The 23,450-nt window shown below is 52.2% G+C and carries 16 protein-coding genes; 10 read left to right on the top strand and 6 right to left on the bottom strand.

Annotation, left to right across the window (positions count from 1 at the left end; genetic code table 11):
- Positions 1-857: 857 nt before the first annotated feature.
- The gene (locus JQR86_RS24220) at positions 858-2,636 is read left to right on the top strand and encodes a hypothetical protein (RefSeq protein WP_434155576.1); all 1,779 of its coding nucleotides are present in this window, start codon (positions 858-860) and stop codon (positions 2,634-2,636) included.
- Between the two features lie 1,390 nt (positions 2,637-4,026).
- Here JQR86_RS24220 and JQR86_RS24215 read toward each other — a convergent pair.
- The 6 genes from JQR86_RS24215 to JQR86_RS24190 all read right to left on the bottom strand — a co-directional run bounded on the left by JQR86_RS24215 (position 4,027) and on the right by JQR86_RS24190 (position 12,961).
- The gene (locus JQR86_RS24215; RefSeq protein WP_434155574.1) at positions 4,027-4,290 is read right to left on the bottom strand and encodes a DUF2790 domain-containing protein; all 264 of its coding nucleotides are present in this window, start codon (positions 4,288-4,290) and stop codon (positions 4,027-4,029) included.
- A 1,108-nt stretch (positions 4,291-5,398) separates the two neighbouring features.
- On the bottom strand, positions 5,399-6,526 hold the full coding sequence (gene tssA, locus JQR86_RS24210) for a type VI secretion system protein TssA (protein ID WP_434155573.1): 1,128 nt from the start codon (positions 6,524-6,526) through the stop codon (positions 5,399-5,401).
- Positions 6,523-10,341, bottom strand: a complete 3,819-nt coding sequence (locus JQR86_RS24205; RefSeq protein ID WP_434155572.1) for a type VI secretion system protein — start codon at positions 10,339-10,341, stop codon at positions 6,523-6,525. Before JQR86_RS24205 ends, tssA begins: the two co-directional genes overlap by 4 nt.
- 21 nt (positions 10,342-10,362) lie before the next feature.
- A complete protein-coding gene (locus JQR86_RS24200) occupies positions 10,363-11,094 on the bottom strand; it encodes a DotU family type IV/VI secretion system protein (protein ID WP_434155571.1) in 732 nt (243 codons plus the stop codon).
- Between the two features lie 33 nt (positions 11,095-11,127).
- Entirely contained in the window at positions 11,128-12,453 is a 1,326-nt protein-coding gene (gene tssK / locus JQR86_RS24195; protein ID WP_434155570.1) for a type VI secretion system baseplate subunit TssK, read from the bottom strand.
- A gap of 43 nt (positions 12,454-12,496) precedes the next feature.
- Positions 12,497-12,961, bottom strand: coding sequence for a type VI secretion protein (locus JQR86_RS24190; protein WP_434155569.1), 465 nt, complete (start codon positions 12,959-12,961; stop codon positions 12,497-12,499).
- A 197-nt stretch (positions 12,962-13,158) separates the two neighbouring features.
- Between JQR86_RS24190 and tssB the strand changes: the two genes are divergently transcribed.
- The 9 genes from tssB to JQR86_RS24145 all read left to right on the top strand — a co-directional run bounded on the left by tssB (position 13,159) and on the right by JQR86_RS24145 (position 23,394).
- Complete coding sequence (gene tssB / locus JQR86_RS24185) at positions 13,159-13,710, top strand: type VI secretion system contractile sheath small subunit (RefSeq protein WP_434155567.1); 552 nt, start codon at positions 13,159-13,161, stop codon at positions 13,708-13,710.
- A gap of 29 nt (positions 13,711-13,739) precedes the next feature.
- Positions 13,740-15,218 (top strand): type VI secretion system contractile sheath large subunit, encoded by a 1,479-nt coding sequence (tssC, locus tag JQR86_RS24180; protein ID WP_434155566.1) that lies wholly within the window; start codon positions 13,740-13,742, stop codon positions 15,216-15,218.
- Between the two features lie 65 nt (positions 15,219-15,283).
- On the top strand, positions 15,284-15,781 hold the full coding sequence (locus JQR86_RS24175; RefSeq protein ID WP_434155564.1) for an Hcp family type VI secretion system effector: 498 nt from the start codon (positions 15,284-15,286) through the stop codon (positions 15,779-15,781).
- A gap of 15 nt (positions 15,782-15,796) precedes the next feature.
- A complete protein-coding gene (gene tssE / locus JQR86_RS24170; RefSeq protein ID WP_434155563.1) occupies positions 15,797-16,219 on the top strand; it encodes a type VI secretion system baseplate subunit TssE in 423 nt (140 codons plus the stop codon).
- Positions 16,203-17,996 carry a type VI secretion system baseplate subunit TssF gene (gene tssF, locus JQR86_RS24165; RefSeq protein ID WP_434155562.1) on the top strand — a complete coding sequence of 598 codons (1,794 nt, stop codon included), beginning with the start codon at positions 16,203-16,205 and terminating at the stop codon, positions 17,994-17,996. Before tssE ends, tssF begins: the two co-directional genes overlap by 17 nt.
- Entirely contained in the window at positions 17,960-18,976 is a 1,017-nt protein-coding gene (tssG, locus tag JQR86_RS24160) for a type VI secretion system baseplate subunit TssG (protein ID WP_434155560.1), read from the top strand. The genes tssF and tssG overlap by 37 nt, the downstream gene beginning before the upstream one ends.
- Position 18,977: 1 nt before the next feature.
- On the top strand, positions 18,978-21,518 hold the full coding sequence (gene tssH / locus JQR86_RS24155) for a type VI secretion system ATPase TssH (protein ID WP_434155559.1): 2,541 nt from the start codon (positions 18,978-18,980) through the stop codon (positions 21,516-21,518).
- Positions 21,519-21,540: 22 nt separating this feature from the next.
- Entirely contained in the window at positions 21,541-22,113 is a 573-nt protein-coding gene (locus JQR86_RS24150) for a hypothetical protein (RefSeq protein WP_434155557.1), read from the top strand.
- 210 nt (positions 22,114-22,323) lie between these two features.
- Positions 22,324-23,394, top strand: coding sequence for a hypothetical protein (locus tag JQR86_RS24145; protein ID WP_434155556.1), 1,071 nt, complete (start codon positions 22,324-22,326; stop codon positions 23,392-23,394).
- Positions 23,395-23,450 lie beyond the last annotated feature (56 nt).

Genomic DNA, 23,450 nt, shown 5'->3' with positions numbered 1-23,450 from the left:
ATGCAAGCCAGGCAAGCCTGGTCCCTGCAGCTGGACGCCCAATTGGCGGACGAGCAGCGCTGTGTTGATCGTTGGCTAGTCAGTATCAGCTGGCAGCGCAGGGAGCTATTCAGCAGAAAAAGCCTCACTGCAGCGATTTAGAGATTCGTACGCCGTGCTGGATCCACCGCAATGACGGCCAAAGGGTCTGTGACTGTAATCGTAGAACTGGAAAAGCTGTAAGAGCAGCCTATATGCCAATGAATATTAGCAACGAGGCCGGCGAACAAGGTCTATAAAAATTTTTTTTGCCCTGTATAAATATGTTGAAGCCTTATGAAGATCTTAGCGCAAATAAACAATTGAATGTCTCTATAGAGACCAAGCTTGGCAGAATGCGCTACTTACGGCCGAATTAAAAATCTGAAAACAAATAGTCAGGTACTGCCAACTTTATCCTTCTAACCTGAGATTGATAACCTTTGTCGGCAATCGATTTAGTTAATATTGTTTTTTAAAATTCATCCCTTGTTTCCCGGTTACATTTTACAAGGTGAGCTACTCCTCTTTAGAATTTACATATATTCCTTGTAAAGCCTATGCCAGAGCAGGTATCGCTGCAGGCTGGGTGACCTGTGTTGACATCAAAGGCGTAAATTTACTTAATGGATTACCTGTACTACTTAACAGGAATTTTCAGAAGATGCTTAATTAACAAATTATTCAAATTTTCTAAAATTAAGAAGCATTAAGCCATATTGGCTGAAGGCGAAACTTAAATATTTATTGCTCTGCACGCTCCGCTTTTTTAAAATATAGATGGAAATATGGATTTCCCTTTCTTTTGCTGAATATACCATATACCTAAGGGGTTCGGGATGCAGTTTCAGCGTGGCGTAGTGAGAGTTCTGGCGGCAGGCCTTATTGCTGTCCAGTTAAGCGGGTGTTCGGCTATGGAGGGCTTGCAAATGCCATCTATGCCCAGTTCTATGCCCAAGAAGCTAACAGATGCACTCAATTACAATAAATCATCATTCAAAGGACCTTTAAGCGCTGCTGAGCTTGCAGAATCACAGCGTGCAGCATCCATCATTCAAGCAGCCCAAAGCGGCAAGATCGGATATACCCAGCCTGAGTATCAGCGTCGTTTAGGTCGCTTTCACGAAACACGTGATGCAATGAAGGCTGCTGGCGATCACTACACGCAAGAACAATTCCTCGCATTCTCAACTGCGCTGACTGACCTTGTTTCTTACGTTGATCTGATTGAAAGGGGCGGCTTCAAGGCCTCAACGTCGAAGCCTTCTAATTCTGCATTGCAGAAAAGCTACCTGATTCAACCGGGACAGATTGCTAACTTCTCATTCAATGGTTATTGCCTGAACCTCAGTGTCGGGCAACCAGCTGCTAATGAGCCGCTTCAATTGATTAGTCCTGAAACGGTGTGGCCTGGAAAAATGGCCTCGATATATCGAAATCTGATGAAGTCTGCTCCGCAATCCACGGTCGGTCACGTTACCTTTTCCAATGGCCTTGACAAGGATCTGCAGATGGCATTGTGGACTCTTCAAGCAGTACGCGACGGGTCGTTCAGACCCTCGCTCTATAATAATCTGTCTCCAGGACAGATAAGCCGCCTGACAGCTGCAGGCTTCAGCCCACAGATGATCACGGCGGATAGCCTGATGAAGGCCGGGTTCAATAGTGCTACAGGGATGCTTGAGAGCACTCTGAAGGCCAAGCTGGCCCCTCAGCTTTCTGAGGTCACTGGAGCCATGAGCCAGCTTGGCTTTAGCAGTGATAATCCATTTAGCAATCCGGCCATTCTGAATAACCCGCAGGCCTTAGAAGCTAGTTTGAACACTTGGCTTACCTCATCGGCATTGAAAGCGTCTTCAATAACGACTGCGACTGATCCACTACAGTATTCAATCCTTGCCTCATCAGTAGCAGCTAAAACAACCTCTGGTGGTCACTTGAATGGACGTATCCAGGTTGCCAACTTATCTACGGCCCCCTTTGCCTTTATACCTTCTGAGTACATTGCAAACGCTCGATCTGAGACTCAACCGGTAGCGCTCGCTAACTGGTCACCTGAGGGCTCAAAATCAGGCGTTACAGTACTCAGAACTTCTTCCGATTCTGCGATTTTGGCAGCGCTGAAAGATGATCTGTCAGATCTGGCTCAGGACAAGGCCCTCAAGGTTTTTACAGCGAGCGACTCCGCTCTACTTGGCTTTGCAAAAAGTATGTTCAAGTCAAAGATTGGCCAGACCTTGGTGACCTCAATGCCAGTGGTAGGCAACGTTATTAGCTTGGGAATGTTGCTGACAGGGAAAAAGCTGGACGGTACTGATATGGAAGGCCTCGATTATGCCTCCGCAGCTATTGGGATGGTTCCGGTAGCAGGTAATATTGCCAAGTTGATGGGCCCAGGAGTCCGTACCGTAGCAGAAAGCATTGCTAGATACGGGAGTGGTATCCCGCGTGAGGCTCTGGAAAAGGCATTCCAGGTTGGCGGGTCGGATACGTTTGAATACATGAATAGTAATGTACCGAGCTGGTTAAGTGATGCCTACGGCTCAATCGCTAAACAGACGATCGCCTCTATACCAGCTGCGGCGCAATATGCCTCGGCCAATAGAATTAGAATTTGATTCATGGATACGTGACCAAAAGCCTGCCTGCAGGCTTTTGGTCTTTTTGTCCTCTGCCATTTACTGGTCAAAAGCTGATGAATCCTCCCTGTCCCGAAAGATGAATCATATTTTCCGGATAAGGATTCAGAGATTTTATGGTGCTGCCCATAGCGGCGGGCCAGGTACTGTCTCGCTATACCTTATCCACCTGATCTGCATAACAGCCGCGCCTTGCAAAATGAATGTGTAAGTAATCAACACCCGTGTTCATGAAAAGCAGCTGGCGCCCCTCAACAATGTCGGCCTCTGCCATAAGGCCTTATTATTAAAGCCGCGAACCGAAAGCAGACGAAATCTTACTGACTCAGGGACAACCTCAATCCGGTCATAACGCTGTGTCATACTTTCTTAATAAAGATGGCCTGGCTTGCCTGATACTGCGTTTGCGCTGGCTGATGCATGAAACTAAGCAACAAAACCGTCTTCCCGGGTTTTACGTCTTTCAAACTTACCCGATCAAAAAAGCGTGGTGTTTAAGCGGTGATATATCGCATGCCTCCCGCGTTCGCAAGTTCTGCCTCGCTTAATCCAAAGAGAGGCCTGAATGGAGCAGGATCAAAAACGGTAATACGAAATGACATAAGTTTCTCTCCAGGGTCGGATAGGAAACAAAGAAAGCGTCTACGTTTAAACGCGTCCATCAGGTGCGAGAAGAACACAGCAATGACTGCGGCGCCTGCAAAAATAAGTGGGTTTAAGGGCCTCATCCAGGCCAAGCCAACCAAGCAGTAGCGCTTTAACCAAGACAAGAAGGGGCACGAGGGGTGAGAGTGGTTGCACCCGCCGATGTTCGACCGAATCGATGGAGCCAGTCTGCTGGGTCACGTTCTACATGCTCCTGCTGCCAGCTGGAGGCCGCAGGTTGGATCTCTTGACTAACGAGAGCACTGATTCCCAAGCATGGATTAAAGAGGACATGCAGTATACGCAGAACCCTGTCAGCGTGTAGTCGCGTAAGGCAAAACGTGTCATGGCAGATATCAACAATGACATGTGGAGCAGGTTGGATTCGATGTGACCGATCTGTTAGAGCAGATGAAAAAAGCATAGCCCGTGCGGGTGCAACGCAAATGCTGTTAAAGATCTGTTCGAATGCAATAAGACACAAAGCTCTTCGACGTGCCTGTGGCGTGGAGGGAGCCCGTCCGCTGGCCCAAAAGAGCAGACGCCACTTTGGCCAGCGTGGCGCATTTGCGATCAAGTTGAGCCAGGGATGCCCCTCCGCTAAGGCCTGTTCCATAGACCTTTATTGCCTGAGCTAAAACCGCATTCTTCAGCGGTTATTCATATCAAGGGTGTTTCACGTAGACTGCTGATAAAAGACATCAGCTGTTGCAGACAAAAGACTTTAATTGCAGCTATGACCGGAGGGTCCGCTACCCAGTATACGGAATTGCTTAGTATGGATTTCACCGTTTCTGTCTTGATAAGTCACCTTGGAAACACCAACCCCGCAATTATCGGTTGTACGCTCAGTTCGAACAACTTTGATGGTTTCTGCTTCATAGCCTTCGGAATTAGAAGCCAGTCTAACCCCTGCATCTCCGGCATATATAAACTGGCTGAACGCACCAAATATCATGGCAATACTTAAGTTCTTGACGACAGTCATAATGTGATATCCATTTAAGTTTCAGATACCACATTCCACCATGTATGTTTAGATTTATGAAATTGATACTGTGAATTGTATCTATCATTTATGGTGATAGCCCTAGGATCCTGGCTGCGAATCTATGTTAACGGTCTAACTGCTACAATTTAGATATGTTCGAGCCGCATGGTTGATATGTTGCCAATACCTGGAGCAAAGCAGATAAAACCCATGCGGCGGCGTGAGCACAGAGTCGTTTCTGACGATGCCACAACAGTCCAAAAACCGCGTTAATACCCCGTCCAAGATATCGGATCAATCCTGCGTCATTTTCAGCAGGAGTCCGAAGAGCTTGGTAGAAATATTGAGCTGGCCAGGCAGCTGATCGATCAAACCCTTAGCCGTGAGGAGACCTGCCTTGTCAGCCTGCACGGGTAGTATCAGAACCTCTCCCAACAACGGCTAAGCAACGAGACTCTCGCGCTGGCTGAGCTAAGCCACTGCTACCGCCGAGGTATGGATGACTACTTGAACCGGCACGAGAGACAGATTACCCTCTGGCAGGCACAGGCGCAGCCCATGGTGCGTAAGTTGCTGCAGAGCGCATGCGATCACTTGCACAATTATCAGGAGCGATATCTGGCGCAACCTCAGTCAGCCGTAGCTGAAGAGGAGCAATGCGTAGGCAACCTCCTTATGCAATACACTTATCTTGCCGAGCGCAAGACCGTGATGAGGCTCAGGTACTTATGCAAGCCAGGCAAGCCCTGTCCTTGCAACGAGATGCTCAACTCACTGAGGGGTAGCGCCGTGTCGATTCGTTGGCTGGCCAGTATCAGCTTATCAGCTGGCAGCGCAGGGAGGTCTTCAGCGGGAGGGAGCCTCGCTGCAGCGCTACAAGGATCTTTATGCTGTGCTTGATTCCAGGGCGATCCTACGCTCGTAAGGCAAGAGAACGGCAAAGCCCCCATATCCGTTAAAGAGGCAAGTGGTGGGCAGCCGCTAATTGTTTTGTTTCATGATAGTGAAATAACTGTTGCAGTCAGCAGCAGAGAACAGGTTTCCATTTCCTAATGAATGACCAGATTACGACGCTTCATACGTAGTCGAAGATCGGTTCTGGGTTTCAAGAACCAGTTCCCCTGTCCCCTTTCGTTGTAAAGACACCAAGTAAGGTCCAAATTTTTCGCGTTTCTATATCTGCGTCAAGCAATTGAGCCATTAGCTCATTGAACGGCATGTTTCCCCAGGCAATCGCACGATTAATCAGATAGGGAACGGGGCTATGTGGTTCGGTAGTAGCGAGATAATTGGAGATGACCTGCAACTGCTGATAGGCATGTGACCTTGACTGCGGTGCGTTTGGTTGTAAGCAGTCAGTCTGGGGAGGTTGAAGCAGATCATCAAGCTGTGACAGTTCTTGAGGTTCATGAACCTCAAAAGAAGTGATAGGTGGAGTAGGATGCATAGCTATAAGCTCCTGAAGGGCTGTAAGCTGCTGACTCAGGACCTCTTTCAACGGTCCAACCGACGGGGCCTCCTCTACAATATTATTATCGATCCAGTCTTGAAGCTCCTCTGCCGTCAAGACGCATGATGTTAAACGTTGAGAAAGTGCGACCAATCTTTCACGAGAACCCTTTCGCACCGCGTCATGAAACTTTTGCTGGGCGGCGCGAGCAGCCTCGACCTTCGCTTTGGCCCGGCTGTCGTCGCCTTTGCAGAGGAGTTGGTTGTTCAGGGAAGTCCATTCGACTTGGGTGAGCTTTTCAAACCCTGGTACAGCGTCACCTACAATTGGAACCTGTAACAAAAGGAGTTGGGCATATTGCTGAACAATCCAGGCCAAGGGTGGGGCAAGCCAGTTTATGTCTTGCTCCGTTTGGCTGGGATGTAACCTAACGGCATAACGCTGACATAGCTCCTTGATGAATGTAAGCGCTCGTTCCAAACCATACTGATGGTAGCGATGTATCCAGGCCTCTCCTAACCAGGCGGCAATCATTAAATCCTTCGTGCGCGTCCCTAGGAGCCGGGAGGCCTGTTTCTCAACTTCAGACCAGTTGACACGCTTGGGCTCTTTTTGCCAGACACCTGTTGGCAGTGTGGAATCATCCTCACGTCTGGCTTCCTTAAGAGCATCGTATTCAAGCGTATGCTTGATATCCGAACCAGTTGGACTTTGACCTGGTAGAGGATCAACCAGTAAGTTCCACTGTGAATCTATTGCGTCTAGCCCATTAAGCTGCGTCATGGCAAGACCTGCAAGTCTGCAAGCGGAAGAGTATTTGAATTCTGGAAAGGCGATTTTGGCGCACTAACAGGCAGAGCGGTGATTGAAAGGGCTTCCTTACCTCCAACAGGCATCAGGCTTACACGAAGAAAGACAAGAGCAGACGACTCTCCGGGTATAGGCGAGCGTACAGGCAACTGAAATGCCAAAGGCCTATCGCCTGTATCATCAGATGGAAAGCGCTCATAGGCGTGATTGGCACGCATAAACCTTATTAGTGCCCAAGAACCCTCATATCCCCATCCCGCTTCTCGGTCATAGACGGCAAGCCCAGGTTGTCGCGGATCCTCTGCTGGGCGTTGAGTGCTTCCTGTAGCCCAGCGCAAGATCAATTTAACGGGATCATCCAGGCGCCAGGTAAGACGACCTTTCAACTCGCCTGGATACCGAACATGCCGAACCCCTGAAGAAAGATCCCAATCAATGATCTGATCAGCGCCTCGTTCCTCTTGCCGATCCGTTCGCCAACGAACCTCTATATCAACACCTTGAGTCCCCTGCTTATCAGCAAGTAGAACGGGTCCCAGCCACAATCGCGCCCTTTGAAGGTTTTGAAGAAAGTCACGAGCAGCAGAAGTATCTGGCGAGTAATTATCTTTAAGACCTGCCAATGCCGCTGGTCCATCGGTGTCTATCAAAAGCAGAAAGTCACGGACCCGATCCGGATTGGCATCAGCGGCAAACTCATCAAATGTGAACGGAAAACGGCCCGCCAGATAGTGAGAAAAATAGCTGGTAATACGCTGCCAAGCTTTTTCGGCTGTTTGCTGCTGTAAGCTGGTACAGCGCATCTGGGCCTGATCCCTAAGGGCTCGGGCAAGACTGGCAAGAGCCCCCTGGTCGGTTGGCAAACTGGCCGCCGTTAGCACGGTCATGCAGTTTGTCGTATCCATGGAATTGAAATCTCGATTGACGAGTTGCTCAAACAACATTGGAGAGCTTGTAGGGTTTTGCTCACTGTATTTTTTGAACTCAACAGCCATATCAAAAAAGCTGTTCAGTTTCTGCAGTTCGCTGGCAGACAAGGCCTCCCGCTGTGCATTAAGCCAGTCCAGGGCGGGCCGTATTCTCGAGAGATAATCGCTAATCAGGTTGAACTGAAGGTTCAGTGTTTGCTTCAATCCTTGCTGACTTCCCTCACGATAGCTTGTTAATGCAAAGTTACTTCTGCCGTCCCAATGACCGAACTCAAGAACCTGGGCAAATACCGGTAAGTGCTGAATTTCATCAGCAGTACGGTAGAGATCAACAAGGGCACGCCGATTCAATTCTTTTTTCAATGCATCCGCGTGGACACGGTCATTGAGTTCATTAAATGCCATGAGCAACTGAGCGGCTTTGTCAGTCGAAAGATCAAATGCCGTGCGCGTAGTCAGTTGATGGGTTTCCAACGGGTTGGACGGTGTATCGCTTAGCCGATACCACATCGCTGCACGAGTAGCAGATTGTGCGGCTTCAATAAGTGCCTTACGGAAAGGCGCTGGTAGTTCGGCTATATCCTTTTGCAGGTAGGCAAGATAACTTGCATGAAACTCTAGTGCAGCCTCGACAGCTTTTTCGTCCAGATTAGGTAAGGTATGTACAGAAGAGCCTTTGGACGATTCACTCAAGGCAGCGTAACTGAAGTTCTGCTGGAGCAGGGCTTCAATGCTTTGGTCGAGCTTTATCAGAACGGACTGAAGTTCTAGAAGACCGCTGCTTTGTTGGCGAAGAATTCCGGTCTGGGTCGAGTCCTGCATCAGCCAGCGATCATGAAAAGTCCGCCTGAGTGTTTCAGCGTAGCGTTGTACTTGCAGGACCACTTCCGGCCCAATCAAGACGCTTTGCCTTGCTCGATCCAGTGATGCTTGGTATTCAGGGGTAAGCTCTGAGCCGGAGCGCTCCTTCCAGGCTGCATTGGTTTGATCTACGGCATGCCGTAGCTGATCGATTCGATCGTTGAGTTCCTCAAGCTCAGGTAAGCTGTTTCGTTGGCCATATTGAAGCGCCTGAAGATGGCTTGAGAGATATCCTGCTGCTGTAGAAAAACGTTCGGCGCCCATGAACTGGTCCAGCCAGAGGCGCATATTCTTCTGGTATTCGGCGCTAACAGAGCCTTTGGCGGATTCAAGGGATATTGATGAGGCAAGCGGGTTAATTGATGTGTCAGCAAGCTGGTTATACAAGTCCACATACACAAGCGTTCTGGGCTGGAGGTCTAGGCCGAAGAGTGTGTTCCCTAGACCAGCAAGCTCATTTAGGGGCCTTTGCCCCGGTTGTAGCGCTTGCTCGAAGCGGGCATTAACCATCTGCAAAAACAACGCTTTCTCTGCAATAAGATTGGCATGTTGCAGGTAGGCATTTTCATCAAAACTTTTTGCCAATGGAAAATTGCTGGCTCGGACCCCGGATAACTCCTGAAGCTCACGCTGAATTTCTTGCTGAATAGGTTCAGCTAAGTGTGTCTGTATCCGATCTCTTACCGATTGGCTCAGTTCATAATCCGTTGGCGAGAACCATGAGACGGGCAAAACCGTGCTTTTGAACGACCAGCGTGGAGCCCCAGCGAGCAATTGCCACAGCGCTGTTACCCTTTGGGCATTAGTCTGCATCTGAGCCGTGTTTTTCGTACGGGTCTCATCAAGCAGATTGGCCAGAAGATGTGCCTCCTGAACTCTTGTATGCCAGACCCACAGCATACTCAGCAGCCACGTGACGCCGAGGATCGTAGCGGTAATGGCTGTGAATTGGTGCCAGCGCTGGCGCAGGCGCAATACTCGCATAATAGGTTGCGCCAAGCCCTGCTCAGCTGCAATTCGCTGCCGCCATAGCTGGGATGCAAACACGAGGCTTACTGACGAGGCGCTCCTGGACTCATCGGTATAGAGGCCGTCAGGGTCCCTAGGGATATGCGAAACAGTCCTGGCTGTTAGATAAATGCCTCTGAGCCTTGGCGCTTCACCTGAGGCAACTCCTTGAAAGACCGGGTCGCATAGACTTAAAAGAGCATCATGGCACTGAGCAAGTCGTTGAGGTAGACCATACAGTTCTCCAGGGATATTTCCCTTGAGTGCTCCTATTTCCATAATGGCGCCTGTAATGGCTTGGCTTGTCTGACCAATGGCTTGGTCAATCCATTCTGAATGCCAAGAGGTGAGCACTGTATAGGGTGACGTCCACCCTAGTGGATGCGATCCTGCCTTGGCAGGAAGTCTGGCCATGAGTTCGGTAAACCCGGCTACCGCCTCCATACCGCTTAAAATCAGGTAAACCGGCATATTCAAGCCAAGGTATTGCTGTATTTCGATAAACTTGCGTCGGGCACCTACGCCATGAAGGCTCGCCAGCTCCGCATTCATCAGCTGTTCAGACGAGCAGTTCCAGATAATGCCATCGATAGGCCTATTGGCTCTAAGCTTCAGGATGAGTCTTAGGAGTCTTCGCCACAGACGAGCCTGCACAGATGAAGCATCAGTGTGCATAAACAATGCGCCAGGTACCGCCAGTACCGCTCCCTCAGCACCGTACCACCAGCGCCCAAACCATGCGTTATTCGAGTCCGACGCGGTCAGCCCCCAGCTCTTGAGAAGGCATTCGTTGTCATGATCGCTTCCCAGCATAAGAAACCAGGGCAATTGATAGCGATTGTTCACGCCAGCGTGTAGTTCCCATTGCCGCACACTGGAGTAAAAACTTCGGCTGGCTCCATCCAGATGTACACGGGAGAACTTTAAAAACAAGAACAGTCCGGCCAGGGCAACGACGATGGCAACGAACAAGGCCAGAATGAATTCCATAGTCACCTACCTTGCCCAGACCTAGCCTGAGCGTTCAAGGCTTGTCCTTAGAGGCTGTGTGATATCCCACCACAGCATCTGGCTGACCCCCATCAGTAGTAAAAAACCCAGGGCAATGGCAAGGCTTAAACGAAAAGCATCCGGTAGGCTCTTGCGAACCGGCATTTGCTGAGGGGAGCCGCTGGCAGGCGAGGCGAGCAGGGCGGTAGTATCATTTTCTGAAGGTAGCCTGTGATGTGCAAAGGCGAATAGGCTTCTACGCCATTGCTCATGAATCGCCTGACCCTTACCAGAGCGAAGCCGTCCCTGAAACCCCAGCATGAGGCATTGCAGATACACATTTGCCAGATCACGTTTGGAGGGGTCGCGCTCTTTTATCAAGTGATTAATGGCTACAGGGAGTCGTTCACCTGCGGTTCGACTGCCAAACAAGCGCATCTCAAGAGGGCGCTCTTGCCAAATAATTTGCCCAGGCCACGGCTCGAACAGGAGCTGCTCATCTAGCAACGCGACAAAGGCGTACAGCGTAGCCTTCGCTTGCTGACCACCACTGTCACCCACTGCTGAAAACGCATTGCGCCATAACTTTTTAGCAATGCTGGTAGCCTGCTCTGCCAGATAGCCTATGCGTGATTGGTTGAAGTCTTCTGTTCGATGGTTGTCCCAAACCTCCAGCCATTCACACCAGGCACGAGTGAACGCGGCGCTTAAAGGCGATGCCTCTAACGTTGCAGCGGTAAGGCTTGTATCCATGTTAGCCATATTCGAGCCCGTCCCATATCAGACTCAGTCAAGATTGAGCGCAACAAAAAGCACAACTTCCCAAGGTTCAACTGTCTCTCCCGTGGTAGTGGTCAGGCACAGGGGCTTGTCGGGCTGAAACCACTCACCGTGCGCCTGTATCTGAAACAACCGTGTCTCCTCGCCTACGCTATAGGCAATCTGTTCCTTGCGCCCCAGTGGCTGGAAAGACAAGCCACGCATGCGCTGGCGGCTGAGCACAGGAAGGTGAGGTTGCGATGCAATAATGATCCCTTCCAGCCATTCTCTTGCCGACTGAGGCGTGGCGCCTGCTGGCATGCGCAAACCAATAACCAAGGTCTGCTCAGTCTTTTGATCATCCGGTAGCCCAATACTGAAATACTGCTCGCCCCGCACAAACGGCAAGCTGCGGTATCCACCGCGAATGAGTGTGAGGGTTTTTTCAAGCCACAACAGGACTTCGTCGAACCCGGAAAGCAGGTCCTCATAGTCCAACGGTTTGAAGTACGGAATCCCTGAAAGAGGATCCAGTGCAGCAAATGAGCCGGCCATGGTGGTTAGCTGAAAATGAACCTGAAGGGGATGGGCCACACGGCAGCTAATCAATACTTCAAGTGCAGGTAAGCCAGATAAAAGGGCACCTAGCTGAGTTTTCAATTCGTAAATATCGTCTCGGTGGGCTGCATGTTGAGCCTGTCGTAACCGGCCGGTCAGGAACTGACATTTCTCACGAATATGACTACATAGCATTACAATGCGCTTACCCAGGGCAGATTCAGGAAGAATCCGCGGTGAAGGCGGAAGGTAAGACACCTGGAGGAAAGCACCAGCTTCCCGGCCAACACGAAGCAAAGGAATACACACTGAATCAGCCCGTCCCTCCGACGTGACGAGCCGCATCTCGGGCCGCCAGGCGGCCACTGATTCAGGAAAGTCTCCACTGGCAAGATCGGGTATTGCTTCAGTGTTGACCGACCGCAGCCGACCACTAAGCGGAACCAGACGTCCGGCACGCCAGAGAGGCGCCACCGCCAGGTATACGGTTACATACTTTTGCGAGGACTCTTTAAGCGTTGTTGAAATGTTCAGTTCAAGCGGGGCGTCGGCTGCAGGATCCAGCCTAACCGGCAGGCCATCTGGCAGAATAGCGCTCAGCTCGGTCAGCCGTACGAGACCTATCAGCAGGGAAGAAGGGTCAATGGTCAGTGTCTCGACGCCCCAGTACCAAGGGTTGGCACCTTGGCTTAATCGGGCAGACAGGCTTTCAGCACGCAAGGATTGCAGCTGGAAGTGTTGTGGCAGCAAATGCATGCCTTCATGCCAACACACTGCATCGGGTATTTGGTGCATTCCCTGACTCCTGCTATCTGCCGTGCCTGACGTCGACAGGCGCCTATTGACCCTCTGAGTCAAGAAGACGCATTCCTTTTCCCTCGAGCTTGAGCCATATGGATGACTGTTTTTGCAGCACCAAACGGTGGGCTCCAGGGGTGTTATAGCTCGCAAAAACTAAAAGTCCATGAGACCTCTGACCTTTTAGCGGAATGTCGTTTAGTGCCATGAACTGTCCCGGAACGAGTTCTAAGCTCCAAATGTTCAGTTGGCCTGGATAGTCCTTTTGCAATTGATCCCGCTGCTCGAACCATTGAGCTGCTGTTGTGCCTTTAAGGCGTTCTTCAAGTACTGAATCGGCTGTTGCAACAAAGTCAATCGCAATCGGAGTGTCGTTGTTAGCCCTAGGGTCGACATCCACTGTTATATGGTCTAGCGCAACTTTCTCAGCAAATAAAGAGCACCCATTTGATAGCAAAATACAGGCAAAAATCGCTAACGTCCTGAAAATTACGGATATTTCCATGATTTCTATTGTCCAATAAAAATTTTTCTTTTTTCACTTGAATTTTTATAGGCGTCTTCTAACGTTTTGAACAGTTCAGTGGATTGAACAGTGTTACAGCAAGCGTGTGGGTGCAGGAGAAGCTTTTCTCCTGTGGTCAGGGTGTCGTCAGAAAGGTGCGCAATGTGCCGACGCATACGCACTGAGGGAGAGGGAAGATGGCCGAAAGTACGCAGCACAAGCTTGATCGCATTCGTCCGCCACGGGTGCAGATTACCTATGATGTTGAAATTGGCGGTGCAATCGAGAAAAAAGAATTGCCCATGGTGGTTGGCATTCTGAGTGACCTCTCGGGTAGACCCGAAACACCTCTTCCCAAACTGAGCGAACGACGATTCGTTGATATCGATCGGGACAACTTCAACGAAGTCCTCTCATCCATTGAGCCTCGGGCCACTCTTCAAGTGGATAACACTCTGAGCCGTGATGGGTCGAAGCTTGATGTCGAACTACGGTTTTCTCATATCGATGATTTTAATCCGGTCAATATCGTCGGCCAGGTACCGCCGCTACGTCGGTTGTTCGAAGCGCGTCAGCGCTTAAGGGATCTGCTCACAAAGCTTGATGGCAACGATGACCTCGACCAATTACTGCAAAACGTGGTGGCTGACACGGACGGTTTGCAGGAAATCAAGCTGGCACGCATTGGCCATGAAAAGCCCGTGGCTGATAGCAGTCAATCTGAGCAACCAGACGCACCCCAGGCCTGATCCTATCCCTATCATGGAGGAACTGCATCATGGCTCAAGCTCAAACCAAAGAGGCGGCTGCTGAAACTGTTTCTTTAAGCTTGCTGGACCGCATCATTGCCGATGGCCGCATGGCTTACGATGATAGCCAGCAGGACTATGCACGCGACATGCTTGCCGAGTTTGCGACGCAAGTACTGGATGAAGGAATGGTTGTCGACAAGGACACGGTCACAATGATCAATGACCGGATCGCCCAGATCGATGAAATGATCAGCGAACAACTGAACGAAGTCCTGCATCATCCAGAATTACAAGTCCTGGAATCCTCCTGGCGTGGTCTCCATCAGCTGGTTTCAAACACCGAAACCAGTACGCGCCTCAAGCTTCGTCTGCTGAATGTGACGCAAAAGGAACTGCAGGCAGACCTGGAGAAGGCAGTAGAGTTTGACCAGAGCTTACTCTTCAAAAAGATTTATGAGGAAGAGTACGGTACGTTTGGCGGCCATCCCTTCAGCCTCCTTGTCGGAGATTTTGCGTTCGGCCGGCACCCGCAGGATATTGCACTGCTTGAAAAGCTTTCCAATGTAGCGGCAGCCGCGCATGCGCCGTTCATTGCCGCTGCCAGCCCCAGGCTCTTTGACATGAGCAGCTTTATGGAGCTTTCTATACCACGTGACCTAAGTAAAACGTTTGAGAGCCTGGAGTTGATCAAGTGGCGTGCGTTTCGTGAAAGCGAAGACTCACGCTACGTCTCACTTGTGCTCCCGCGTTTCCTCCTGCGTTTGCCTTATGGGCCTGAAACCGCGCCGGTAGAGGGCATGAACTTTATCGAAGACGTGAACGGGACCGATCACACGAAATATCTCTGGGGCAACCCTGCCTGGCTGATGGCCCAACGGATTACCAGCGCCTTTGCCAAGTATGGCTGGTGTGCTGCTATTCGCGGCATGGAAGGGGGAGGAGCGGTCGAAGGTCTCCCTGCACATACTTTCACTACCATGGCTGGTGATTTAACGCTCAAATGCCCAACAGAAGTGGCCATCACGGACCGCCGTGAGAAGGAACTCGACGAGTTGGGCTTTATTGCCTTATGCCACAAGAAAAATACCGACGTTGCGGTTTTCTTTGGCGGGCAGACAACCAACAAACCCAAGATCTATAACACTCACGAAGCCAACGCCAATGCACGTGTTTCAGCAATGCTGCCGTATGTGTTGGCAGCATCTCGTTTTGCTCACTACCTGAAGGTCATCATGCGCGACAAGGTGGGTAGCTTCATGACACGTGACAACGTGCAAAGCTATCTCAATAACTGGATTGCCGATTACGTGCTGATCAATGACAACGCTCCGCAATCCATCAAGGCGGAATATCCCCTGCGCGAGGCGCGTGTCGATGTAACGGAAGTGCCGGGCAAGCCAGGCAGCTATCGCGCCACGGTATTTCTGCGCCCACATTTCCAGCTGGAAGAGCTGACGGCCTCGATTCGCCTGGTAGCCACGTTGCCGCCTCCTGCCGCTGCTTGATCAGACCCCCCGCCTGAGGATTCAGGCAGGTTTAACTCACTGTCGCAAATAGGGAGCCACGCGTTATGGACGCGATCATTCTCGATTTTGGTGCGGATATTAAGGGTGACAGCTTGATGGAGGGCTACAAGGACAAGATAGAAGTCATGTCCTACAGCCATAACGTGGCGATGCAGGTCACGAATGATGTCAGTAATTCAGAGCGGACTTCAGGCAAACCTCATATCGGCGAGTTTACCCTTACCAAGTTTGTCGACTCCTCTACGCCTACCCTGAATTCCTATTGCTGCTCCGGCAAACCCATTGCAGAGACCAAAGTCATCATTGGCCGCAATGCTGCGGAAGGGGATGGCAAGATCATGCCTTTCATGGTGTATACGCTTAATAACGTTGTGCTTTCCAATGTAAGTGTCAGCGGTGGAGCGGGAGGTAAACCGGTTGAAACGCTGTCGCTGAACTTTACCAAGATCAAATGGGAGCTGACAGCGCAAAAGGATGACGGTACGAAGGAAGGTACCGCCGCGTCAACCTGGGACCTTGCTGCTAATAAAACCGTCAGTTAACTCGGAGCACATGCCATGGATGCTGCGCTGCTGGATCGTCTGGCTGAGGAAGATGAGCAACCATTGCCTCCACGGCAGCGCTTGCTTGAATCCATACGCCAGGAGCTCTCTCGTCTGCTTAACACTCGACGCAGCGCTGGGCATCTGATTGAGCAGCCCAACGTCCTTGATTACGGTATCCCTGACTGGACGGCAATGCAGATAGACCGTGAAGACGATCGACGTAGACTCCTTAAGTCGATCAGAGCTGCAATCGCAACCTATGAGCCACGCCTGCAGGTTTCGGCGGTTGAGCTGGAGGGAGCATCAGGCAGTCGCCAGCAGACGGTAGTAAGCGTTACCGGCTTTGTAAGAGGTACCGATTCGCCATGGCCATTGGCTTTTCATGTGGACATGACTGCTACGGGTATCGAGGTGCGCGATGAGCGACTCACTTGATGCCATCCTGTTGGATTATTACCAGCGCGAGCTGACCTGGTTACGTCGCGCGGGCAGTGATTTTGCGCAGCGACACCCCAAGGTTGCACAGCGGCTGGAATTATCACCGAGCGAATGCGCGGACCCTCATGTAGAGCGGTTGCTGGAAAGCTTTGCACTCCTGACTGCACGTCTTTCACGGCGTCTGGATGATGAGTATGCCGAATTCAGTAATGCATTGCTTGAGCAGCTATATCCGTTGTCGCTCAGGCCGTGGCCTTCATGTGCGATTGCTCAGGTACAGCCCAATTCAGCGCAGGGAAGCTTGGCGCAAGGGCATACACTGCCTCGCGGTGTCCCTTTATTTGCCACTACATCAAAAGGAGACAGTATCCATTTTCGGACTGCTGCGCCGGTCACGATATGGCCGCTGGAAATCTCTGGCGCCGGGCTACTGGGTAGCGAGGAAACCCAGGCTCTGACCGGGCTGACTGAGGGCGCTTCAGCCTTGCGCTTGGACGTGGTAAGGCTGGGTGAGACACCGCTAAATGATTTGCCGCTCAGCAGTCTGCGGATATACCTTTCCGCTTCCCCGATGGTGAATGCCCAACTGTATGACCTGTTGGGCGCACATACGTTAGCGGTCTTGAGCAGCTCTCCCGGTGAACCGCCTGAGCGTTGCGCAGGCCTACCCAGGAGTGTGGGCTTTTTACCCGAGGAAAGCCTGCTTCCTGATGAAGACGGCATTCATCCCGGTCTGCGTCTGTTGGCGGAGTTCTTTGCCTTTCCTGACAAATTTACCTTTTTTGATATACCCGTATCGGCGCCAGCGGGAGCCATCGACCAGATGACGTTATACCTGGTATTTGATGAAGCACCTGCAGGGAGAATCAGCCTGCAACGGGAGGACATCGCGCTGGGTTGTGTACCGGTGATCAACCTGTTCCCGCGTACGTCCGAACCTTTGCGTCCAGATGGTACTCGCAGCGAATACCGACTGGTCGCGGATGCCTATCGGGAAAACAGTGTTGAAATCCATAGTATTCGCAGCGTCCGTGCACATACCAGTCGAGGCGTAAGAGCTGTCGCCCCTTACTACAGCTGCCAGCATAATGGAGGCAGTGAAGGCTTGTATTGGCATGCCAGGCGTATCGAGGGACTCAACCCCTTACGACAGGGGAGTGATCTGATGATCAGTCTGGTCGATACCCAGCTGGACCCAGCCCGCGAGGCACCTGAATACAGCTATACGGCTGACCTCCTGTGCACTAGCCGCCACATGGCCCAGACATTAGCCGCTGGAACGCCTCTCAACACCGAGCGGCCAGGTCCTGTCGCCTGTATCAAATTGCTGACCAAACCCTTGTCCCAGATTAAGCCTGACCTTACCGGAGCATCACGTTGGCAGCTTGTTTCACAGCTGACACTTAATCATTTATCGCTCGTAGAAGGAGAGCACGCCCTGGCCGCTCTCAAGGAGATGCTCCACCTGCACAACCTGCGAGGCGACGGTGCAGCGCGTCGCCAGATTGAAGGGATAACACGACTGGAAACCACACGCATTGTCGACCGGGTAGGGCACGACGCCTGGCGTGGCTGGCGTAATGGTTATGAGGTCCGTGTTGAATTGGACTCAGCTGCGATGACAGGTACCAGCCCCGTGTTGTTTACGGGTGTCCTGGCCCATTTCTTTTGCCTCTATGCCAATGCCAACCGCTTTGTGCGCACGGTATTGATCCGGGGTGACAAAGGTATCCAAACATGGCAACCACGGATGGAAGCAGCCCTGTCTCTCTAGCACAGAGGCTTATCCAGAAGCCCTATCGCTTCGAGTTTTTGCAGGCGATAGGCATTCTGGAGCGTATTCAGCCCAAGGCCATTTCGCTGGCCAGGGGTAACGATCCGCGCCTGGAGGCGCTGCGGTTGAAGGGGCCGCTCACGCCGGTCTTTTCCTCCAATGAAATCGAACGACTGGATACTAAAAGCGAGGCGAAACCCGTACTGCATTCGCCCATCTTTGGCTTGGGCGGACCTGATGGGCCGCTGCCCTATGCGTATCAAGAGTGGCTTCAGCAACGAGCCAAAGCCAAGGACTGGGCGGCCAGCGAGTTTCTGGATCTCTTTCAACATCGGCTGTTGAGCCTATTGTATCGCTCCCTATGTAAGCATCGGATGGCACTTCCGTTTATGCCACCGGAGCACAGCTCCGTGCACAACCCGATACGCGCCCTGGTAGGCTTGCTACCTGAGCCGTTACAGGAGCGGCAGGGCTTACCTGACGGCGCACTGTTAGCCCGAGCAGCACTCTTGACGGGCAAGCGTCGTTCCCTGGCCGGTTTTGCGGTCTTGGTTCGTCACTACTTTGGTATCAGCGCGACGGTAAAAGGGTTCGAGGGTGCATGGCGAAGCATCCCCCTGTCTAGCCGTAGCGTTGCAGGGCGAAAGGGACGGAATTTCACATTAGGTCAAACCACCGTTGCCGGGTCGCGTATCTGGGATGAGCATGCCGGAATCCGTTTGGGGCTACGTCTACACGACAGGACGCAGGTGCAAGCCTTTCTTCCAACCGGCCCTGCGCACAGACAGCTCAAGGCGTTACTGGCCTTTTACTTTGGACCCGACTTGGACTGTACCTTGGATATCGCGGTACGCGGCGGATATCCGTTACACCTTGGCCGTGCGCATCCAATAAAGGTAGGGCAAGGCGCCTGGCTGGACAGAGGCCCATCCGAACAGGAGCGTCTTATACGGTTGCGCTTGAGCAGGGAGGGTAGCTGATATGAATCTTGGCACGCTGATATCCCATTTGAACCCTGATTGCTGTACTGCACTTGAACGCGCCGCACAGCGCGCCATGCAGCGCACACACTACCATGTTGAGATAGAACATCTTCTGCTGTCGCTGCTAGAGATCGAGGGCGGTGACCTGAGCGGCATTCTCCCTCACGTCATGTTGTCGCAAGAACGGGTAGGCGCAGAACTCCAACTGGCGCTGGAGCTTTTCAAGAAGGGCAATACGCGTACCCCCTCTCTCACGCGGCAAATTGTATTCTGGCTTGAGCTGGCTGTTTCTCAAAAAAGTGTGTTTCACCTGAACACCGTCCGCTCGGGGTTGCTGCTGCTGGTGTTGGTCGAGCGTAACGAACTGCGTTCGCTGTTGCTTGTGAGTATGCCCTCCCTTTTACGTATCGAGGCTGACGCTCTCCGCCAGCATCTTTACACCTGGACGGGGTCTTCCAGGGAGGCACTTCAATATCCCGGAATTGCTCAGCGTAGCGTAGGAGATGAGCCGGAAAGCATTCTGAACCAGTACACGCTGGACCTGACTGCCGAGGCAAGAGGAGGGCGCATTGACCCCGTTATAGGCCGAGACGGGGAGGTCCGCCAGATGCTGGATATTCTCCTTCGCCGGCGGCAGAACAATCCCATCCTGGTAGGCGCACCGGGAGTAGGTAAAACGGCGATCGTGGAAGGGCTGGCGCTTCGCATTGCAGCCGGAGAGGTACCGCCTGCCCTGCAAGACGTCACTATCCGAGTGCTGGACTTGGGCCTTCTCCAGGCGGGTGCAGGCGTTAAAGGTGAGTTTGAGCAGCGCCTTAAGGGTGTCATAGAGGCGGTACGTCATGCGCTGAGTCCGATCATTCTCTTCATTGACGAGGCGCATACCTTGATTGGGGCTGGAGCAAGCGAAGGCGGTAGCGATGCTGCCAATTTGCTCAAGCCCGCTCTGGCTCGCGGTGAGCTGCGAACTATCGCTGCCACCACCTGGCTTGAGTACAAAAAGTATTTCGAGAGAGACCCTGCACTGGCTCGGCGTTTCCAGCTTATCCAGGTGGAAGAGCCAGAGGAGGCAACCGCAGTCAACATGCTGCGCGGCATAGCGGTCAAACTTGAACAGCACCATGGCGTACAGATACTTGATTCGGCTATTCATGATGCCGTTAAACTGGCTCACCGCTACATTGCTTCTCGGCAGCTACCTGACAAGGCCATAAGCGTACTAGATACCGCTTGTGCGCGTGTTGCACTGGCTCAGCATGAGGCGCCGCAACCGCTTGAAGCCTTGCGCCATCAAAAGAGCTTACTAGACCAGGCGCTACAGCGCCTCCACCGTGAACAGGCCACAGGGTTTGATCACAGTGAGCGCATTACCCGGCTGGAAAATGAATTGACGAATATCCTCGTTGCGATTCACGACATGGAAGGTCGCTGGCTGGAGGAGCGTGAGGCCGTACATGCGCTGCTCTCGACTCGTAAGGAGCTTCTAGTCCTGACTGAACGGGCAGAAGCTGTAAGCCCCAACGATGACTTGGATAACCGTATCGATATTTTGACCAGTGACCTGTTACGGCTGGAGGCGGGCCTTGAAGCAATCCGCCAGGACGATCCGCTGGTACCTGAACAGGTCGACTCAAGAGCAGTCGCTGCTGTGGTTGAAAGCTGGACGGGTATCCCCGTCGGCACGATGCTGGTTGATGAGGCTTACAGGATTCGCACACTGGCCCAGCGTATGGCACAGCGCGTCATGGGCCAGGATAGCGCCCTGGCAACCATCGCCCAGCGTATCCAGGCCTACCGCGCGGGCCTCACCGACCCGGCCAAGCCGGTGGGCGTGTTCCTGCTGGTAGGCCCCACCGGCGTCGGCAAGACCGAAACCGCCTACGCCCTGGCCGACGCCCTCTACGGTGGCGAGCGCAACCTCATCAGCATCAACCTCTCCGAGTACCAGGAGGCCCACACCGTCAGCCAACTCAAGGGCGCCCCACCCGGCTACGTCGGCTACGGCACTGGCGGCGTGCTCACCGAAGCGGTACGCCGCCGTCCCTACTCCGTGGTGCTGCTGGACGAAATCGAAAAGGCCCACCCCGACGTGCTGGAAGCCTTCTACAACGTCTTCGACAAAGGCGTGATGGAAGACGGCACCGGCCTGGTGGTGGATTTCAAGAACACCGTGATGCTCGCCACTAGCAACGTCGGCGCGGAGTTGATTCTCGACACCCCCGCCGACCAGCTCGGCAGCGACGCCTTCAACGAACGCCTGCGCAAGGTTCTGCTACAGGCCTTCCGCTCCGCCTTCCTCGCACGCATGACCGTAGTGCCCTACCGCCCGCTGGACGAAGCCACGCTGGAAGGCATCGTCCTGGCCAAGCTGGAAAAACTGCGGGAGCGCTACAAGGCTGCCACCGGCAAACCGTTCGACTTCGACCCCGTCATCGTGAAAGCGGTGCTCGCCAAGTGCAGCGCGGCGGGCGCGCGGGATATCGAGAATATGTTGATGGCGCAGGTGACGGGGAAGTTGGCGGAGTGGGTGTTGGAGTAGTGCTTTTACCACGGGAGATTATATGAACTACTTGTTCGTGCCATTCACAAGTCAAGAAAGCAATAGCGAGCTTCTTTCCATGGGTACGCTTTGGGCATCCCAAGTATCAAAAGACCCTCGCAGCAAAGAACCGCCCAAGCTATTGTTCTATAACACAAGACAGATGAAGCCATTAAACATCATAAACAACAATGACACACTGTATGTGATCGCCCATGGTTACGAAGGGATTCCCGATTATATATTCAGCCTTAGCAACCCTCCAGCACTGGGGAATATACCAGCACTAACGGCATGCGATCTGGCAGTAAGACTAAAAGTGGCAGGGCTTAATGCCAATCACAGAAAAATTAAGCTCTACGTATGCAACTCGGGAGGCGAATTTTCGCAATTTGCCGGTTCATTCAAAAGCCTCATGCGCGACAGCATGGGCTATCCCAATATAGACGTGTATTACTACAACTCGTCAGTATCCGTTCCAAAGGAATTCGCCGATGACAATTACCATAAAGATGGCGTGATCTTCGATGCGCAAGGAAGAGTGGTGCTTACGCCAAGATTCCGAGCTTCGGAAGCTAGACAGAGAGTGCCCTAAACGATAGGACGGTGCAAAAAACGGATAGATCATTTCCACCAACCACACAACGTCCAAATACGCCCCCACCAACTCTACTCAGAAAGGGAGCATATTTATTCGCACAGTTGCTTGCCAAAAACAAAATCCCCTTTGTCGGCCAACTCTGGCTACAGAGTGAGTCTGCCTTATTTTGCTCGCCTTTTCTCGAACTCTGATCAGGACATCACTGTGGCGCTAAAAATCTTGGTCTGGAACGCGCAGCACATGGACAACCAATCTACCTCCACCCACTCGGTAGCTTTTCGGGAAAAGCTGGGGTTTCTCGACAAATACTTGGCGAACCTGGGTGGTGTGGATGTGATAGCTTTTCTGGAAACCGGCAAGACCGGCAACATCAACCAAACCCTGGCAGCAGAGCTGAATAACTTGCCCGGCAATTACTTGCCACTCGCTCACCTTGAGCAGGAAGGCGGGTTTATCAAGAGCACCACCCTAGGCATCAGCGTTTATATCAAAAAAGATCGCGAAACTGACTTTGCAGCCGCACCATTGAATTATGTGCTCGGTCACAAGGAGCGCCGAGCACCTGTCATCATTAAGCATAAGAAAACCGGCAAATACTTGGCCTTCTACCATGCCAACGCCAACGAAAAAACCTCTTTCGGACATATCAAAGAAGCCATCGAGGAGATCAACAGAATGTATAGCGGCAACTTGGTCTTCTTCGGTGGTGACATGAACTACGACTTCCATAGCATGAACGACACCGTGGGTGGGCTATCGAAAATCGGTCCTGGGGTTGCAACCCACAGCAAAATAGAACTTGTCAGGAAAAGCCACCTTTCCGATACGCTGGCCAGGCGCTATGAAAACCTGATCAACAACAAAAGGCTGAAATCGGAGTTCAACCGTGGCTACAGCAAGCGCACCAGTGATATTGAGCGATTGCAAGATCCGAAAAAGACCCTGACTCGCACCGAGAAGGCGCGCCTTGAAAATCTGTTGCTCAAGAAGGAACGGGTCGACGAATCTTTTGCCATGGCTGATGCCGCCTATGATCGCCAGTATTCAATTCTTGAGGAGAACGCGCCGCGTGATTCTATCCTTGTGACGAACCGATTCCTCGACTACGGCTTCGTAGAAAATTTGAATGAATGGCAGGCGGAGTGCCATGGCACCGTGGCGATGGTCAACAGCGAGGCTCTCGGTTTCGGTAGCGCTACCAGGCTATGCAACAACATACCGATGAGAAGTGATCATTTTCCGGTGATCTATACGTGGACGGAAAACCAGGGATGAGATCGCCTCAAAATTATTCATCACGCCCTCATAGCTGGTTATGACAAGGTACGCCG

It is taken from the genome of Pseudomonas sp. JZ134 (assembly GCF_051027695.1).
Taxonomy (GTDB): domain Bacteria; phylum Pseudomonadota; class Gammaproteobacteria; order Pseudomonadales; family Pseudomonadaceae; genus Chryseomonas; species Chryseomonas luteola.
The sequence above is the reverse complement of the archived record's forward strand: the minus strand, read 5'-3'. Positions and strand labels throughout refer to the sequence as shown.